Genomic DNA, 17,584 nt, shown 5'->3' on the forward strand with positions numbered 1-17,584 from the left:
ATTGGTTACCTTTGCGCCAAATTTTGAGATAAATGATAACATTCGAAGAACTGGGTTTGGACGCGAGATTGGTACAGGCTACCAGCGAACTGGGATTTGTGAATCCTACTACAATCCAGGAAAAAGCAATTCCGGTATTGCTGAGCGGTACCAAAGATTTCATCGGTTTGGCCCAGACTGGCACAGGTAAAACGGCCGCTTTTGGTCTGCCCCTGTTACAACTCATTGATGCTCAGGCTAAACATCCGCAAGCATTGGTGGTTTGTCCTACAAGGGAACTGTGTTTACAGATTGTTAACGAGTTGGAGCTCTTTAAAAAGCATATAAAAGGTGTTTTGGTAACAGCGGTGTATGGGGGTACTTCTATAGGCACACAGATTCGCGAACTGAGAAGAGGCGTGCAGATTGTGGTGGCTACACCGGGACGACTGATTGATTTGATTGAGCGCAAAGCCGTTAACCTTGAGCAGATCCAGTACGTGGTGCTGGATGAGGCAGACGAGATGCTGAACATGGGTTTCCAGGACGACATTGAGTTTATTCTGCAGAACACACCGGGCCGCGAGAGCACCTGGCTGTTCAGCGCAACCATGCCGCCCGAAATTCGCAAGGTGAGCAAACGCTACATGAAGGAGCCCCTGGAAGTAACCGTTGGTAAAGTAAACACAGGTAACAAAAACATTGATCACCAGTACTATGTAACATCAGCGCAACACCGTTATGAGACATTGAAAAGGCTGATCGATTTTAACCCCGGTATTTACGGCATTATTTTCACCAGAACGAAAATTGATGCGCAGGAAATATCGGAGAAACTGACACGCGAAGGATATGACATTGATGCCCTGCACGGTGATTTAACACAGGTGCAGCGCGACAAGGTGATGGGACAGTTCAGGGATAGAAGCCTGCAGCTGCTGATAGCCACCGACGTTGCCGCAAGGGGTATTGACGTAAAAGATATCACGCACGTGATTAACTACGAACTGCCCGATGATGTGGAAGTGTACACACACCGCAGCGGCCGTACAGGACGTGCAGGCAACACCGGTATCTGTTTAAGCATTGTGCACCAGCGCGAGTTGTTTAAACTGAGGCAGATTGAGAAAATTGTGCAGGCACCGTTCCACAAGCTGGAGATACCTACCGGTAAAGATGTATGCCGCAAACAGTTCTTTTTCTTTATGGAAAAACTGCTGCAGACCGATATCAGCCATGGTGACTATGAAACCTATGTTCCCATGCTGGAAGAAAAGTTTGCAGACGTAACGAAGGAAGAAGTACTGAAACGTGTAGCAGCGATGGAGTTTGACCGCTTCCTGAAGTATTACGAAAACGCAGGTGACCTGAATGTGCGTGAAGACCGCAGCAGGGACAGGCGTCAGCAGGGCGGAGATGCCGGACAGCGCGGTGCTTATGGCCAGCGCAGGGAAGGTGGCCGCAAGGAATACAGCAACAATGGTGATTACACCAGGCTGTTTGTAAACCTGGGTACCAAAGACGGATTTTATAAAGCAAGCTTTTTGCAGTTTATACTCGATATGAGCGATTTGCGTAAGGATGTGCTGGGAAGAATTGACATGAAGGAAATGAACAGCTGGATTGAGATTGATAAAAACGCAGCCACCCAGATGATTCGCTCGGTAGACGGTAAAAACTTCAAAGGCAGAAGAATACGAATGAACGAGGCGAACAGCCGTTGATAATTTGAAAATTTGAAAGTGTGTTAATTTGAAAATGCGCTTTTAATTGAAAGTTATCAGCGTCCCAAATGGCTCTTTCAATTTCAAATTTTCAAATTATCACATTTTCAAATTGAATCTATGCAAGCTAGCAATGCCACTACCATGAAAGAACTGGTACAGGAGAAATGGAAGAAACGTCCATTGATTATTTCCGGTCCCTGCAGTGCAGAAACCGAAGAGCAGGTTATTGAAACTGCTGTACGTTTACACAAAACCGGCAAGGTTGACGTAATGCGCGCCGGTATCTGGAAACCCCGTACCCGTCCCGGAAGCTTTGAAGGCATCGGCACCAAAGGTTTACCCTGGTTGCAGCAGGCCAAAAAAGTAACCGGCATACCCGTGGCAGTGGAAGTAGCTACTGCAAAACAGGTGGAAGACGCGCTGCACTTTGATGTAGATGTTTTATGGATTGGTGCACGTACCACCGTTAACCCATTCAGTGTGCAGGAAGTAGCCGATGCACTGCGTGGTGTGGATGTGCCTGTTTTGATTAAAAACCCGATTAATCCCGACCTGGAACTGTGGCTTGGCGCGGTTGAACGCGTTGCCAAGGCAGGTATTAAACAGATCGGTTTAATTCACCGCGGCTTCAGCTCATACGGCAATACAGAATACCGCAATGCGCCCATGTGGCACCTTGCTATTGAAATGAAACGCCGCAACCCTGAGCTGATGATGATCAACGACCCTTCACACATCTGCGGCCGCCGCGACATTTTGCTCGACGTGGCACAGAAAGCGATTGACCTTGATTTCGACGGCCTGATCATTGAAAGCCATATCGATCCCGATAATGCATGGAGCGATGCCAAACAGCAGATTACGCCCGAACGCCTGGCCGAAATGCTCGACAGCATTGTATGGAGAAAAGAAGATACCGTATCTGAAGAATTCCATGCCAACCTGGAAAAACTGCGCCAGCAGATTAACCACCTTGATGACGAACTGATGCAGATCCTGGGTCAGCGTATGAAAGTGGCTGAGAAAATTGGCCAGTATAAGAAAGACAACAACATCACCATCCTGCAAACCAACCGCTGGAATGCAATCCTGGAAAGAGCTGCTGCAAAGGGCGAAAAACTCGGTCTTAGCAAAGAGTTCATCACCAAATACTTTGATGCCGTTCACATGGAAAGCATCAACCACCAGAATAAAATTATGAACGCCTAGTCAGCCGCAGTGGCAGCAGCAGGCAGCGTTTTGAAATGTGTGTTTCGCCGGTAGTAACCTTCCTGGTTATTACCGGCTATAAACATCGCCGCACCGGATTTTTTTACACAGACAGGCACCCGTTAATACCATGCGTAGTTTTATTTATATACATGCAGTATGGACAGTAAAAGATGAACAGGCTTTATTGCCTGCCACCATACGCAAGGTATTGTTTGTGCATATGCAGCAGGATGCAGTAAACAAAGGCATTCAGCTGATGGCTGTGAATGGAACGGAAGATCATGTGCATTGTCTTTTCAAAATGATGCCGGTGCAACAGGTGAGCCATATTGTAAAACAGCTGAAAGACGGCGCTGCTTTCTGGCTCAATGAAAACAAGCTGCTGAAAACGGAAGTGGAATGGAGTGAATCGTACGCGGTTTATTCCGTTAGTCCCAATGCAGTTGACAAAGCCATTGAATACATTGGCAGGCAGGAACAGTTTCATGCCGGCAAAACGCTGGCACAGGAACTGGAAGCGTTTGATAAGATGAATGCTGCCTCTTAGTTTCAGTTAAGGTAGGGTGTTACAGGTTGATTGGACGGTCATAACAGCGCCTGTAACAACAAACCTCATTAACGTGGAATGTTAAACGTTGCTTCGCAACACAAGTGTTATGACAACAAAAAAAATCTCCTTTTCGGCGCAAACGGTTGCTTACTATTTCAACGCATCGTTCGATTACCTGGAAAAACTCACGGGCAAAAGCAACACGGTGATTATTACCGATGAAAATATCCACGCAAAACATGCGAAAAAGCTGAAAGGCTGGCGCACCATTGTTTTGCCGGCCGGTGAAGCCCATAAAAACCAGCAGACAGTTGATGCTATCATAGCACAGTTAATTGAACTGGGCGCAGACCGCAAAACAGTGCTGGTAGGCATTGGCGGCGGTGTGGTAACAGATATTACCGGTTATGTTGCCGGTATTTATATGCGCGGCCTGCAATTCGGTTTTATACCCACCACTATTTTAGCCATGGTTGATGCCAGTATTGGCGGCAAAAACGGTGTGGATGTTGGCGTGTACAAAAACATGGTTGGTTTGATACGCCAGCCTTCTTTTTTACTGTACGATTACAGCTTGCTGAAATCATTACCCAAAGAAGAATGGGTGAATGGTTTCGCTGAAATTATTAAACATGCTGCCATTAAAGATGCAGCCATGTTTGCTTTTCTTGAACAACACAAACTCACTGCGTTTCAGCGCAACACCGGTTTGCTGGATGAACTGATACGCAAAAATGCCCTGCTGAAATCGAAGGTGGTACAGCAGGATGAGTTTGAACAGGGCGACCGCAAGTTGCTGAACTTTGGTCATACCCTGGGCCATGCCATTGAAAACGACTACGCACTGCCGCACGGGCATGCAGTGGCCATAGGCATGGTGGTGGCAGCAGAGCTTTCTGCCACTTATAAAAAATACAACGATACGGCAAGACTGGTAAAACTGATCGGGCAATACGGATTGCCTGCACGTTTTGCCTTCGATGCTGCCAAGGCCATGCAGGTAATGCAGGCTGATAAAAAAAGGGTGAAAGATATTTTCCAGTATGTGTTGCTGGCCAAAACCGGCAAAGGTGTTGTTGAGCCACTTACGGCAGCACAGATTGAACCCATTGTACAACGCTTATCCCAATTATAATTATGCAAGTTGAGATTACTCCTTCCGGTATACAAGGTGAAATATATGCACCTGCTTCAAAAAGCTCTATGCAGCGCGCCTGTGCAGCTGCGCTGGTACGTAAGGGAACAAGCGTGGTGCTGAATCCCGGCCATTCAAACGACGACCTTGCCGCACTGCGTGTAATACAGGCCATGGGTGCGTTGGTACAGCAGAAAGGGGATGACATACTCGTGATTAACAGCAATGGCATTGCCGCTGCTGCCGATGAGGTAAACTGCGGGGAAAGCGGTTTGGGCATACGCATGTTTTCACCATTAATTGCATTAAACACAAAGAACATCCGCATAAACGGGGAAGGCAGTTTAACCACGCGCCCCATGGATTTTTTCGATGATACCTTACCTAAGCTGGGTGTTACCATTCAATCGAACAACGGCAAGCTGCCTTTAAACATTAAAGGCCCTTTACAGCCCAAGAATATTGCGATCGACGGCTCACTCAGCTCACAGTTTTTAACCGGCCTGCTGATGGCCTATGCCGCTGCAGATGCAACGGATGTAACCATCGTGGTGCACAACCTTAAAAGCAAACCCTATATCGATCTTACACTGAAAGTAATGAGCGATTTTGGTTTAAAGGTGCCGGAGAACAAGAACTACGAAGCCTTTTACTTTGGCAAAGATTCTGTTGCCATTGAAGAAACAGCCGAAACACTGGAATACACGGTAGAAGGCGACTGGAGCGGCGGTGCATTTTTGCTGGTAGCCGGTGCCATTGCAGGGCCTATCCGTATTAAAGGACTGGATGTGTTCAGCACCCAGGCCGATAAAGCCATATTGCAGGCCCTGATGGATTGCGGTTGCGTAATCTCTGTTCAATCTGATGTTATTGAAATTGGTCCGGGTAAATTGAAAGCCTTCCAGTTTGATGCGAATGATTGCCCGGATCTGTTTCCACCGCTGGTGGCGCTGGCTTCGTATTGCGAAGGTACAACCGTGATTGAAGGTGTTGAACGCTTAACACACAAAGAAAGCAACCGCGCCTTAACCCTGCAGGATGAGTTTGGTAAAATGGGTATTGTTATTGAACTGCAGGACAACCTGATGATTGTAAAAGGCGGTACAGGTGTGCAGGGTGCAGCAGTGCATTCGCGCCACGACCACCGCATTGCCATGGCCTGTGCAGTAGCTGCATTGCGTGCTGAAGGCAACACACATATCGGGGAAGCGCAGGCGATCAATAAATCATATCCTGATTTCTACACACATTTGCAGAAACTGGGAGCAACCGTATCTATCAACAATAAATCAGCTGTTCATGAATAGTTTCGGCCGTTTATTCAGGGTGAATATTTTTGGCGAATCGCATGGCGAATCTGCCGGCATTAACATCGATGGCATACCGGCCGGTTTACCCTTGAAAGTAGAAGATTTTCTGGCAGATATTGAGCGCCGCAAAGGTGGTACCCAAAAAGGCACTACACCCAGGCAGGAAACAGACTTGCCCATATTCAAAAGCGGTTTATTTAACGATATGACCACCGGTGCGCCTGTAACCATTTTGTTTGAAAACAACAACACCCGTTCCGGCGATTACCAGAAGCAGCGTGCAGTACCCAGACCAGGCCATGCCGATTTTGTGGCCAGCAAAAAGTTCGGCGGTTATGAAGACTACCGTGGCGGCGGCCATTTCAGCGGAAGGCTTACGGTGTGTTTGGTAGCAGCAGGCGTTATTGCCAAGAAAATGCTGGCGCATGCCTTAACCGATGCATCTGTTGAAGTAAAAGCCACTATACTTGAAATAGGCGGGGAAACCGACCTAGACAAGGGTTTACAGAAAGCCATTGATGCCAAAGACAGCATTGGCGGTATAGTAGAATGCCGTGTTACCGGCCTGCCCATTGGTTTGGGTGAGCCATTCTTCGACAGCGTGGAATCGTTGCTGGCGCATGCAGCCTTTGCCATTCCCGCGGTACGCGGGGTTGAGTTTGGAACCGGCTTTGCCGCGGCGCGTATGTTTGGTGTTGAACACAACGACGCTATTGAAGATGCTAGCGGTAAAACACGTACCAACCATGCAGGTGGTGTGGTAGGCGGTATCAGCAATGGCAATGAACTGGTGTTTCGCGTGGCTATAAAGCCCACTTCATCTACACCGAAGGAACAGCAAACCTGGAACTGGGAAAGCAACCTGGTTGAGACCTTTTCTGTAAAAGGCCGTCACGACCTGTGTATTGCCCTGCGTGTACCGGTTGTGCTGGAAGCAGTAACAGCTATGGTACTGGCCGATTTAATGATGCTGGAACAGAAGATCAAACGTATACTGAAATAGGTACACAATCTATATTTTATAGCCATTGCTGCCTGCGGGTTGTGATGGCTATTTTGTTTTGCGCAGGTCATCAAACGAAAGGTTCAGCAGCGGGAAGCGCGCAGCCGCATTGGGCAGGGAATAGTGCCACCACTCTGTAGACAGCGCGGTGAAGCCATATTTTTCCATGACTGTTTTCAGCAGTTGCCGGTTGGCGAGTACATTGGCAGGCAGCTGCATGTAATCGTGGTGGGCTTTTTCGGTAAAGTCGTCGAAAGGGGTAGGCATGGGCAATTCGCGACCTGTGCTTAGCTCCACGATAGACACATCGAATGCCGCACCACGGTTATGGCCACTGCCTTTGGCCGGGTTGGCGGCATAGCGGTCGTCAGGCACTACAGCCCACATTTGCTGCGTTACGGCATAGGGGCGGTAGGCATCATAGAATTTCAGCGAAAGCCCCTTTTTTGTTAATGCTGCCTGTACCTGCTGCAAAGCCCTGGCAGCGGGCAGGCGGGCGAAGGCTGCCGGGTTGGTGTACAGTACGGTATGGGTGAAATTGCTGTCTGTTGCGTATTTCCAGTCCGTTATAAGGGGTGAAATGTAGTTGACGAGGTTTACCATCAGCTGGTTCGAATCGGCCGCTGCTGCGGCGCTATAGGCCGAATAACTGTTAACAACCACAGGCCGGGTATTTACTGGCACAGCATTTGGGTGTTGGCCGCGGCACTGAATAAAAATAACAGAGATACAGCAGCCCAACACATAGCGGAAATAATTATTTTTCATGCCTTGCTTGTTGGGTTCAATATCGGTCAAGATTTTACATTATGAAACTTATTGTACAGTTTATTTTTTGCCTGTTACTGGGCGCCGCTACTTTCGGCCAGTCAGGCGGCGACAGCGACCCAAAAGTCATTACCGGCAAAGCCAGTTTTTACAGCAAAAACCTCGACGGTACAGAAACCAGTACCGGCGAAATTTTCAGCAACAAAAAGCTCACAGGCGCCAGTAACGAATACCCGCTGAATACCTGGGTAAGGGTAACCAATGTACGCAATGGTAAAACGGTAGTGGTGCGCATCAACGACCGCATGCATAAAAAGATGGCGAAGAAGGGACGTGTAATTGACCTGAGCAGGGCTGCAGCGAAACGGCTTGATTTTATGGGCCGCGGTATTACGAAAGTGAAGCTGGAACAGGTAGAAAAAGGAACAACCGAATAGCATAACCTGCTATATAAGCAGATAAAAGAGACCGCCCCGGATTAGCCGGGGCGGTCTCTTTTTTATGGTTTCTTCGGCATTACTGCCTTTGGTTTGGTATTGTTTGCGGGTGGCGGTATGGCCGGTTGTGTTTGCGCCGGCTTTGCCGGTAAAGGCTTGGCCGGTGTGCCGTTGGGCGAGGTGTTTTTATCATTGTCCGAAGGCAGCTGGCTTTCAGGTGCTATGTCCTGCGGCTTGGCGTTGGGCACAATGTTTTCATCCCCGTAATCGGCAGAAGTGCCATTGCCCTGCTGGCCTTCGTCTGTAACATCGGTGGCATTGTTCTTCATCCAGTCTACCACAATGTCGTTGGTCATTACCTCTGGTTTTACAAAGGTTGATTTGGTATCGATACCCAGTGATTTATCGCTGCAGGCTTTGCTGTAGAAATAAGCCCAGATAGGCAGTGCGAGTGATGAACCCTGACCCAGCGCGGTGCTGTTGAAACGGATAAAACGATCGTCGCAACCCGTCCATACACCTGCAATCAGCTGTGGTGTATAACCCATAAACCAGGCATCACTGTTATCATCCGTAGTACCGGTTTTACCGGCAATTTCACCTTCTACATCGTAGCGCCATATTCTTTGGCCTGTACCAAAATTCATTACGCCCTGCATCATGGTGATGATGGAATATGCCGTAACATCACTGATCACCTCGCGGCGTTGTGAAATATTGGTCTGCAGTAAATTACCGTTCTTGTCTTCAATGCGGGTAATGTACATGGGTTTTACATTAAAGCCACGGCCGGGGAACATGCTGTAGGCCTGCATCATTTCTGTTAAAGAAATCTCCGGTGTACCCAGTGCAATAGAAGGGTAGGGATCAATGTGCGCCTGCACATTACATTCTTTCAGGAACTTGGCAAAACGCGCAGCACCATCATTACCTTTTGGTCCCAGCTGTTTGATAATATAGGCAGATGCACCATTGCGTGACTGTGCCAGGGCCTGCGCCATGGGCATGGTTTGACCGGATACGCTGGCCGTAGTGGCAGGCACCAGGCCATACTGGCCAAAGTTCTGCTGCTCATCCTGCACCATGGTATTGGGCGTAAAACCATTGTCTTCAATAGCCAGTGAGTACAGCAGGGGTTTCATGGTAGAACCTACCTGGCGTTTGGTATTGATGTTTACGTGATCGTACTTGAATGTTTTGAAATCAATACCGCCTACCCAGGCTTTTACATGACCGCTTAAGGGGTCCATTGCCATAAAACCGGCCTGTAACATCTGGCGGCAATAACGCAGCGAATCATACGGCGTCATCACGGTATCGATAGAACGGTTATTGTTCCAGGCAAAGATTTTCATCGGTGTTTTTACCTTGAAAGCCTTGCGGATTTCAGCCTCATCTACCCCTTCCTTACGCGCGTTTTTCCAGCGGTCAGTTTGTTTCATGGCTGCTTCCAGCACATTTTCATGACCTTTCCAAACGCTGCCGTTTTTAATATTGTCCTGGGCAGCCAGTATTTTCTGCATATAGCTGAAATGTTTGGCTACTGCTTCTTCTGCATACTGCTGCATGCGCGGGTTAATGGTGGTGTATATTTTTAAACCGTCACGGTACAGATCGTAATTATCGCCGTTAGATTTTTTGTGTTCCTTACACCATTTCTTCATTTCCTCGCCCAGCACCATCCTGAAGTAGGGGGCGTAGCCTGCTGTTTCATCCAGCTTGCGGTAATTGCTTAAATCAATGGGGCGTTTTTTTATACTGTCTGCCTGTGCAGGAGTAATATAACCGCTGCTGGCCATCCTGTCTATTACAGTGTTTCTTCTTTCCAGGGCCTTGCGCGGGTTAATGCGCGGGTTGTATAGTGAGGGAGCGTTTACCATGCCGATAAGCGTGGCTGCTTCTTCAATGTTTACACGGTCGGGCTCTTTCTGGAAAAAGGTTTTGGCTGCGTTGCGTATGCCAAATACGTTATCGCTGAAGGCTACCGTATTCAGGTAAAGCGTGAGAATTTCGTCTTTGGTAAAATTGCGTTCCAGCTTAACGGCAATGATGCTTTCTTTCAGTTTCTGCAAACTGCGCAGGAAGATGTTTTTGGTGCCCCAGTTTTGTGTAAACAGGTTCTTTGCTGTTTGCATGGTAATGGTACTGGCACCACCGCGTGTACCCAGTGTGGCAATGGCCGACAGCAGGCGGTAGGTATCGATGCCGTTGTGATCGTAAAAACGTTTGTCTTCGGTAGACACAAGGGCGTTGACGATGTGTTTGCTTACATCTTTGTACTCAACATTCACACGGTCTTCCAGGTAATACTTTCCCATAAGGGTACCGTCTTCGGCATATACCTGGCTGGCTAGCGATGCTGTAGGGTTTTCAAGGTCAGAGATGGAAGGCATGGTACCCAGTGCACCCCAGTTAGCCAGGAGTATCAGCAGTATCAATGCGGCCAAACCGATAAAAAAAACGCGCCACAGTATTTTAATGGACTGTTTCATAAGATGATTTTCAGAAAAATGCGCGGGGAAAGAAAATGGCTATCCCCGCGCACGAATTTAGAACAAAGTAGGCAAGTTAGATGATGTAAGTGCCTGGCTGTTATACTTTAGTTTAATACCGTTTTGTTAAAATCGGCCAGGGAACACCTGCTGCAGCAATTCACGGTATCCGTCCATGTCTTTGCTTTGGTTCAGTTTTTCCAGGTTTTGCTGGCTTATGATGGCATAACTGTACTTTTTAACAGTTAACCATGGAATAATGCGTATCTGCGCCAGCGGTTTGGCCTTATCAATATAATCCAGCGCCAGGAATGGTTTTTCAAATGGTCCCAGCAGCAGCAGGCTGTAGCGGTCATCGAGCCTGAGCAGGCCAACCGGAATTTTTTCGTTGCTGTAGGCGCCGCTGTTGTACCGGTTAAATGCATTGCGTGCCTCTGTCTGGTACACAGGGTCTACCTTATCGAGTATCAGCGCAGCATACTGCGGATCATCCGGGTTGTAGCTGAACAGGTTGTTGGTTACCACGTGCGAGGTATCTTTTCTCACGTCAATGCCAATACCCCTGTTGCTGATGTTGTTGCCGATGAGCAGGGAATCCTTACCCAGGCTTTTGCGTTCTTTTGAATAGGTGCTGATGCTGGCAGAATCTACGATAATCGCATGCGGTGCATAGGCATCGAACTGTATGCCTTTGCCGTTGAGCTTAGCGCTGGCCAGCGAATCGGCCCTGCGGCGTGCAGCAAGTGCTGCTGCGTTGAGATCGGAACTGTCTGCAAGTATCGGGTGCGACATATCTTCTTCCTCACGTGTTACCTGCAGGTTGGTTAAATAACTTTCTATTTCCTTGCGGCGCTTCAGCACATCAATCATGATGGTAGCTTTTTCGGCCAGCGGGTTTTTAGGATATAATTTGGTGATATTGGTTAGCTTGCTGATAGCCGTTGAATCTTCCCGCTGTTTAATGTAATACACCGATTCAATGTACAGGAGCTGGGGCGACCAGTAGTTTTTACCATAGATGCTGTCGGCTTTTCTTTCTTCCTGTTCTGCGGTGGCAAACTGGCCTTCCAGGAACAGGTCGTATACGTGTTGGTAAGCCTGCGTAGCCGGGTTTTTCTCACTGCTTTCTGCCACTGCTTCGTGCTGCGACAATTGCCGTTTGTATTTGTTGTCCGGTATTTCCCTGTTCAATGCATTGATGGCTGAATCGGCCTGCGCAATCCTGTCGGTATGTTTGTAACAATAGTACAGGCTGAACAGTGCGTCTTCTTTCATGGGGCAGTTGGGGTAGCGGCGCAGCAATTCAAGATAGGCATCAATGGCAGAGGGGTAATCCTGCAGCTGGTACTGGAAGGTTTGCCCGTTGCCGAACAGCGCTTTCATAATTTGCTGGTTGGATGCTTCCTGCTGTGCGGGTGTTAACGGGATATCCCCGTTGCCAGAGCTGGCCACCATGTTTTTCAATGCAGCAGAATCTTTGCCGGATGCGGCTTCCAGTTCGTTCTCTTTTACCTTGTTGGCGGCCACTTTATCCATGGCTGCCTTCCTGGCCCAGTTATCTACGTTGGGCCTGTTGCCCCATTTGCCTCTAAACTCCGTATAACCGCCCGATTTAAGTGCGTTGTTGTTAAAGTACCAGTCGCCTGTGCTGCTGCCGCCACCGCTGTTGCCGGCATTGCCGCCGCTGGCAGGGAACATATCGCCTGCGGCAGTCTGGTTATTGCGCAGCGCAGGGTTTACATAAGCAGAATCGGCGCTGCGCGCCTGTTTCTTTGCCAGCTCGCGCATGGCTTTTTTAATGAAGGCTTCCCGCTCTGCAGGCGGCATGGCTGCGAGGCGCAGCAGGCTGTCCTGCATGTTGATGGTTTGCACATTGGCTGCAATAATCTTCAATGATGGCTTGCGCGCCTGCAGGCGTTCCAGCTCATCGGCATGCAGCAGGGAGCGTTCATCAACGCTATCATAATAGTTATGCGCATTGATGTATTTCTTGCGATCGTAGCTTACATCACCCAGTAACAGGAAAGAAGCGCTTCGCTGAATAAGATTGTTGGTGCTGTTCTTTACGCTTTTCAGCAGGCACTCTTCGGCAAGATCATTTTGTTTTAATTGCAGGGCCACCTTGGCTACCGCATAATAAATAATGTCCTGCTGAAAGGCGAACTTATCACGTTTGGCCAGCTTCAGCAGTTTGTTGAGTTTCTGCTGCAACAGCTCATCGCTTTCGCCGCCCTGCGCACGTATGCTGTTGAGCGTGGCATATACTTCCAGTATGGGATCGAGGGTGTGGCTGGCTGCACGGTCGTAATAATGTACAGCCAGACTATCATGTTTACCCAGCTGGTACAACTGGCCTATGAGAAATTCCCAGCGGGCTTTTTCCTGTACGGTAGCTGCATTGTCGAGCGCGCGTATTAAATGATAGGCAGCACTGTCGTACACGTGTTGTGTGTAATACCAGTAGGCCGTTGTTTCGTGCGTGGCGCCCTGCAGGCGTTTGGGAAAAAAGGGATCGTTGCGTAATATTTCGAGCACACCTGCGGCCTGCGTGGGTTTGTTCATTTCAATATAATCGCGCACCATCCACAGCAATGCTTCGTTACGGCTGGGGGAGTGGTTGATAAACTTGTGTACCAGGCTGCCGTTTTCGCGGGTGGCTACAGAGAATACGGTGTCCTGGTTGTAGTTGCTGCCAATGGGCAGGTCGTAGCCATCATCTTTCGGGGCGAATGCGTAATTGATGTATTTGAACACGCGCAGGGACGAATCAAAATCCTTCCGGATAAAATACGCCTTGCCCATGATCATATACATATTATCCACCCAGTCTGTACGCAGATCGTGCAGTACAATGCCTGCCACACATTTATAAATAATGGTATCCAGTTCACGGCGCTCGGTAGAGGCTACATCAAGACTGTAATTGTAAAAGGGCAGCAGCTGCGTGTAATCGTCCCTGAAGTTCTGTTTGGCGCGGTCGATAATGCCGTTGAGGCGGTTATTGGCGTTGTAGAAATAGTTATAATGGGTAATGGTATTCTGGTAAAAATGGCGAAACGCCCTAAAATGGGTAGCGCCGGTTTTCTCGGAGGCAAACATCCTTTTTTCGTACTTGGGAGGTTTGGTGAGGTCAACCGAAGAGCCGGGCTGCGCCTGTACACCGCAAACCAGCAGAAGGGAGGTACACAGGGCGAGCAGGTATTCAAAAGCAATTTTCATGCAGTGCGTTCTTGTTTAGTGTTTTCGGGGTTCCGGACGCAATATTTACGGCGAAAAATAGACAACCTTGCGCACAAAACGATGAAAACTTCAGTAATAACAGAAAAAGACGCAAATTAGTATTTTAAAATTACAGAATAATTTTGGCCGGGGGAGCTTCCATTTAGGGAAACCATTACCTTTAGAGCGCATATTGACAGGCATGGCCAAACTAGAAGCACATACCACGCTGAAGCGGTTACGCAACCGCTACCGACTGGTGGTAATGAACGACGATACGTACGAAGAAGTGGTTACTTTTAAACTTTCCCGCATGAGCGTGTACATTGGCTTAAGTGTGGTATTTGTTTTGCTTACAGGTTTGACTGTTGCATTACTGGTACTTACGCCGCTGAAGTACTATATCCCGGGTTATGGCAGCCGTCATGACCGGAGTGAGCTGCAGGCGCTGAAAATCAGGACTGATTCGCTGGAGCAATCCATACTATATAAAGACAAGTACCTGGATAATATCCGTAAAGTGTTGTCAGGCAATACCGACGTACCCCGTGATACCTCAGCCATTAAAGTACCTAAAGCTGAGTTGTCAGATGATTAAATCCAATAAGTATATGCTAAACCCAAAATCAAAAACGGAAGACACTGGCTTGCAGTCGGGCAAGACCAGCATGATCGGTACAGGTACGGTTATTCAGGGCGAAATAGTAAGCCAGTCTGATATCCGCATCGATGGCAAGCTGATCGGCAATGTAAAATGTTCCTCTAAAGTAGTGGTGGGTGCCCAGGGAGAAATTGAAGGTAACATTGTAGCCCAGCAATGCGACATTACAGGTAAGGTTACCGGTAACATTAATGTAAAAGACATTTTGAACCTGCGCAGTAACGCCCTGATAAAAGGAGATATAGTTGCCGGTAAAATTTCAATGGAGCCAACCGTACAGTTTAACGGCAAATGCAGCATGCAGGCAGGTACCGTATCGCAGGTAGTTGAAATGCTGGCCGAAAAAGATGAAAGAAAAGCAGCCGCAGAATAACAACCGGTTATTACTACAGTACGCCGGGTTCGCCTTCCAGATTATGGTAGGGCTGGCGCTCGGTGTTTACGCAGGTCACCAATTTGACAAATGGCTGAAAACCGGTTTCCCGTTACTGGTATGGATACTGCCTTTGATGGTAATTATTGCTTTGATTGTAAAAGCAGTCAAAGACACCAATAAAAAATAAGCATCGTGAATCATACGTGTAAAGCAAACTGTACGCAGTACCTTTGCGCCCCATGATTCGCGATGCTTTGTTAACGATTCATGCCAAAAAATAATGAAGAAATCAACTTTCCTGAACAGCTATTTACCCGTACTGAGCATTTTTATAGTTGCCACCATCATCTGCATTGCAGGTGCATCGTGGTTTAAAAGCATTGGTGCCAGCCCGGTGGTGATAGAAGTGATCAATGCCCTGCTGTTTGGCCTGGCGCTTATTGCAGCCGCCATGCACCTGCAGGCCATTAAAAGTAAAAACCCCAGTGCATTGGTACGCAGCGTAATGGGCGCTACCATTATGAAGCTGTTTGTGCTTACTTCTGCGGTGATGTTCTATGTGTCGTATAAAGGTGTAAACAATAGTAAAGACGCGATTATTTCAGGTATGATCCTGTACCTGACTTACACGATATTTGAAGTCGCGGGTGCGTTTAAGGTGAACAAATTAAATCATGGGGGCCGCTGAACATCCGATGCAGGCGCTGGCAGCTTTTTTGCCAGAAGGTAGTTTTGATAAAGTAATCCGGTACATTCACCGTTACAAGGTGCACCTTACTGTTACGCGCGCACGCAAAACCGTGCTGGGCGATTACAGGCACGCCACTGTTGCGCAAAACCATCGCATCAGTATCAACGGTAATCTCAACAAATACGAATTTCTCATTACACTGTTACATGAGCTGGCCCACCTGCTTACGTTTGAGCAGTACGGCAACCGCGTAGAGCCGCATGGCCGCGAATGGAAACAGTGTTACAGCCTGCTGCTGGTTGATTTTGTGCAGCAGCATATTTTCCCGCCCGATATTGCCAAAGCTTTACACCAGTCTATTCTCAACCCGTCTGCCACCGCCAACGGCGAAACCGAACTGCTGCTGGTGCTGCGCAAATACAATGTATCCCGCAAACCAGGTTTTAAACCTTTGGAAGAGTTACCCACCGGCGCCTACTTTGAAACCGAAAAGGGCCGTGTTTTCAGAAAAGGCAACAAACGGCGCAAACGCTATGAATGTATGGAGGTAACCACCGGTCATCTCTACAGCTTCAGCCCTATCTCTGAAGTGAAGGAAGTTGCGCCGCCGGGGGGAGCGGGTTGGAAGGTTTGAAGTTTAAAGTTTGAAAGTTTAAAGGTTTAATAGTTCAATTGTTCAAAGTTCAATTGTTTCATAGATTATGCCAGTTGAGCAATTGAATCATCGAACCATAAAGCCATCCAACCATATAGCCATAAAAAAGCCTCCCGGGAAACCCGGGAGGCTTTTTTATATGCGTTAGCTTAAGCGACAGCTTTCTTCACCAGTTCTGCTGCTTCGCTGAGCTGGATGGCAGACTGTACTTTAAGACCGCTTTCGTCGATCAGTTTTTTTGCTTCTTCTGCGTTGGTGCCCTGCAAACGAACAATGATGGGGATATGGATATTGCCCAGTTTGTTGTATGCTTCAATAACACCGGCAGCAACACGGTCGCAACGAACAATACCGCCGAAGATATTGATGAGGATCGCTTTTACGTTAGGATCTTTCATGATGATGCGGAAACCTGCTTCAACAGTTTGTGCGTTGGCAGTACCACCCACGTCAAGGAAGTTGGCGGGCTCACCACCGCTCAGTTTAATCATGTCCATAGTGGCCATGGCCAAACCGGCGCCGTTTACCATACAACCTACGTTACCGTCGAGTTTAACGAAGTTGAGGTTATACTGGCCTGCTTCTACTTCTGTAGGATCTTCTTCGGTGATATCACGCATAGCTGCGATATCGGGGTGACGCATCAGGGCGTTGTCATCCAGGTTCATTTTACAATCAACCGCGATGATCTTTTCGTCGCTGGTTTTAAACAGCGGGTTAATTTCCAGCATGCTGGCGTCTACACCGAGGTATGCATTATAAAGGTTGGTTACAAACTTCACGGCGTTTTTGAAAGCTTCACCGCTCAGTCCCAGGTTGAACGCAATTTTGCGTGCCTGGAAAGGCTGTAAGCCACCACCGGGGTGTACCCACTCTTTAAAGATTTTTTCCGGCGTGTTGTGCGCTACTTCTTCAATATCCATACCGCCTTCAGTGCTGTACATGATCACGTTTTGACCAGTAGCACGATCCAGCAGGATAGACAGGTAGAATTCTTTTACAGGATTGGCGCCAGGGTAGTAAACATCCTGTGCAACGAGGATCTTGTTTACTTTTTTACCTGCTGCACCAGTCTGGATGGTTACAAGTGTACCACCAAGAATGTTTTTAGCGATGGTTGTAATGTCTTCCACGCTTTTACCAACAGCCACACCGCGTTGTTCTGATCCCTCGATTTTTCCTTTACCACGTCCGCCGGCATGAATCTGCGCCTTAACAACTGCAAAGTTGTTATTGGTTTGCGTTTTAATCTGGCGATAAGCTTCTTCAGCTGCCATCACTGTGTCTACTGCAATACCTTCCTGTACGGGTACATTGTATTTCTTCAGTAATTCCTTTGCCTGGTATTCATGCAAGTTCATACGGCTAA

General features: G+C 48.0%; 16 protein-coding genes. 12 read left to right on the top strand and 4 right to left on the bottom strand.

Annotated features, from left to right (window positions below; translation table 11 throughout):
- The first annotated feature begins 32 nt into the window (after positions 1 to 32).
- The 6 genes from DXN05_RS08215 (at position 33) to DXN05_RS08240 (ending at position 6,916) form a co-directional block, all read left to right on the top strand.
- On the top strand, positions 33 to 1,703 hold the full coding sequence (locus DXN05_RS08215; protein WP_116846744.1) for a DEAD/DEAH box helicase: 1,671 nt from the start codon (positions 33 to 35) through the stop codon (positions 1,701 to 1,703).
- Between the two features lie 120 nt (positions 1,704 to 1,823).
- Positions 1,824 to 2,915, top strand: coding sequence for a chorismate mutase (locus DXN05_RS08220; RefSeq protein WP_245975159.1), 1,092 nt, complete (start codon positions 1,824 to 1,826; stop codon positions 2,913 to 2,915).
- Between the two features lie 130 nt (positions 2,916 to 3,045).
- A complete protein-coding gene (gene tnpA / locus DXN05_RS08225; RefSeq protein WP_116846745.1) occupies positions 3,046 to 3,465 on the top strand; it encodes an IS200/IS605 family transposase in 420 nt (139 codons plus the stop codon).
- Between the two features lie 109 nt (positions 3,466 to 3,574).
- A complete protein-coding gene (gene aroB, locus DXN05_RS08230; RefSeq protein ID WP_116846746.1) occupies positions 3,575 to 4,603 on the top strand; it encodes a 3-dehydroquinate synthase in 1,029 nt (342 codons plus the stop codon).
- A gap of 2 nt (positions 4,604 to 4,605) precedes the next feature.
- Complete coding sequence (gene aroA, locus DXN05_RS08235; protein WP_116846747.1) at positions 4,606 to 5,910, top strand: 3-phosphoshikimate 1-carboxyvinyltransferase; 1,305 nt, start codon at positions 4,606 to 4,608, stop codon at positions 5,908 to 5,910.
- On the top strand, positions 5,903 to 6,916 hold the full coding sequence (locus DXN05_RS08240) for a chorismate synthase (RefSeq protein ID WP_116846748.1): 1,014 nt from the start codon (positions 5,903 to 5,905) through the stop codon (positions 6,914 to 6,916). Before aroA ends, DXN05_RS08240 begins: the two co-directional genes overlap by 8 nt.
- Positions 6,917 to 6,964: 48 nt before the next feature.
- Here DXN05_RS08240 and DXN05_RS08245 read toward each other — a convergent pair whose 3' ends face one another.
- The gene (locus DXN05_RS08245; RefSeq protein ID WP_158559165.1) at positions 6,965 to 7,579 is read right to left on the bottom strand and encodes a M15 family metallopeptidase; all 615 of its coding nucleotides are present in this window, start codon (positions 7,577 to 7,579) and stop codon (positions 6,965 to 6,967) included.
- Positions 7,580 to 7,725: 146 nt separating this feature from the next.
- On the opposite strand from DXN05_RS08245, the gene DXN05_RS08250 reads away from it, so the two are divergent.
- Positions 7,726 to 8,121 (top strand): septal ring lytic transglycosylase RlpA family protein, encoded by a 396-nt coding sequence (locus DXN05_RS08250; protein WP_116846750.1) that lies wholly within the window; start codon positions 7,726 to 7,728, stop codon positions 8,119 to 8,121.
- Positions 8,122 to 8,183: 62 nt separating this feature from the next.
- Here the strand turns inward: DXN05_RS08250 and DXN05_RS08255 are convergent, their stop codons facing one another.
- Positions 8,184 to 10,613 carry a transglycosylase domain-containing protein gene (locus DXN05_RS08255; RefSeq protein ID WP_116846751.1) on the bottom strand — a complete coding sequence of 810 codons (2,430 nt, stop codon included), beginning with the start codon at positions 10,611 to 10,613 and terminating at the stop codon, positions 8,184 to 8,186.
- 126 nt (positions 10,614 to 10,739) lie between these two features.
- Positions 10,740 to 13,832: a type IX secretion system periplasmic lipoprotein PorW/SprE gene (gene porW, locus DXN05_RS08260; RefSeq protein ID WP_116846752.1), complete on the bottom strand. Its 3,093-nt coding sequence runs from the start codon at positions 13,830 to 13,832 to the stop codon at positions 10,740 to 10,742.
- Between the two features lie 202 nt (positions 13,833 to 14,034).
- On the opposite strand from porW, the gene DXN05_RS08265 reads away from it, so the two are divergent.
- From DXN05_RS08265 to DXN05_RS08285, 5 genes are all read left to right on the top strand, one after another.
- Positions 14,035 to 14,430 (top strand): hypothetical protein, encoded by a 396-nt coding sequence (locus DXN05_RS08265; RefSeq protein ID WP_116846753.1) that lies wholly within the window; start codon positions 14,035 to 14,037, stop codon positions 14,428 to 14,430.
- Between the two features lie 13 nt (positions 14,431 to 14,443).
- Complete coding sequence (locus DXN05_RS08270) at positions 14,444 to 14,866, top strand: bactofilin family protein (RefSeq protein WP_158559166.1); 423 nt, start codon at positions 14,444 to 14,446, stop codon at positions 14,864 to 14,866.
- Positions 14,841 to 15,056, top strand: a complete 216-nt coding sequence (locus DXN05_RS08275) for an AtpZ/AtpI family protein (protein WP_116846755.1) — start codon at positions 14,841 to 14,843, stop codon at positions 15,054 to 15,056. The genes DXN05_RS08270 and DXN05_RS08275 overlap by 26 nt, the downstream gene beginning before the upstream one ends.
- Before the next feature lie 93 nt (positions 15,057 to 15,149).
- Positions 15,150 to 15,557 (top strand): hypothetical protein, encoded by a 408-nt coding sequence (locus DXN05_RS08280; RefSeq protein ID WP_116846756.1) that lies wholly within the window; start codon positions 15,150 to 15,152, stop codon positions 15,555 to 15,557.
- Positions 15,544 to 16,194, top strand: a complete 651-nt coding sequence (locus DXN05_RS08285; protein ID WP_116846757.1) for a SprT-like domain-containing protein — start codon at positions 15,544 to 15,546, stop codon at positions 16,192 to 16,194. The genes DXN05_RS08280 and DXN05_RS08285 overlap by 14 nt, the downstream gene beginning before the upstream one ends.
- 170 nt (positions 16,195 to 16,364) lie before the next feature.
- Here DXN05_RS08285 and sucC read toward each other — a convergent pair whose 3' ends face one another.
- Positions 16,365 to 17,576 carry an ADP-forming succinate--CoA ligase subunit beta gene (gene sucC, locus DXN05_RS08290; RefSeq protein WP_116846758.1) on the bottom strand — a complete coding sequence of 404 codons (1,212 nt, stop codon included), beginning with the start codon at positions 17,574 to 17,576 and terminating at the stop codon, positions 16,365 to 16,367.
- Positions 17,577 to 17,584: the final 8 nt, after the last annotated feature.

Source organism: Deminuibacter soli (assembly GCF_003412455.1).
Lineage (GTDB): Bacteria > Bacteroidota > Bacteroidia > Chitinophagales > Chitinophagaceae > Deminuibacter > Deminuibacter soli.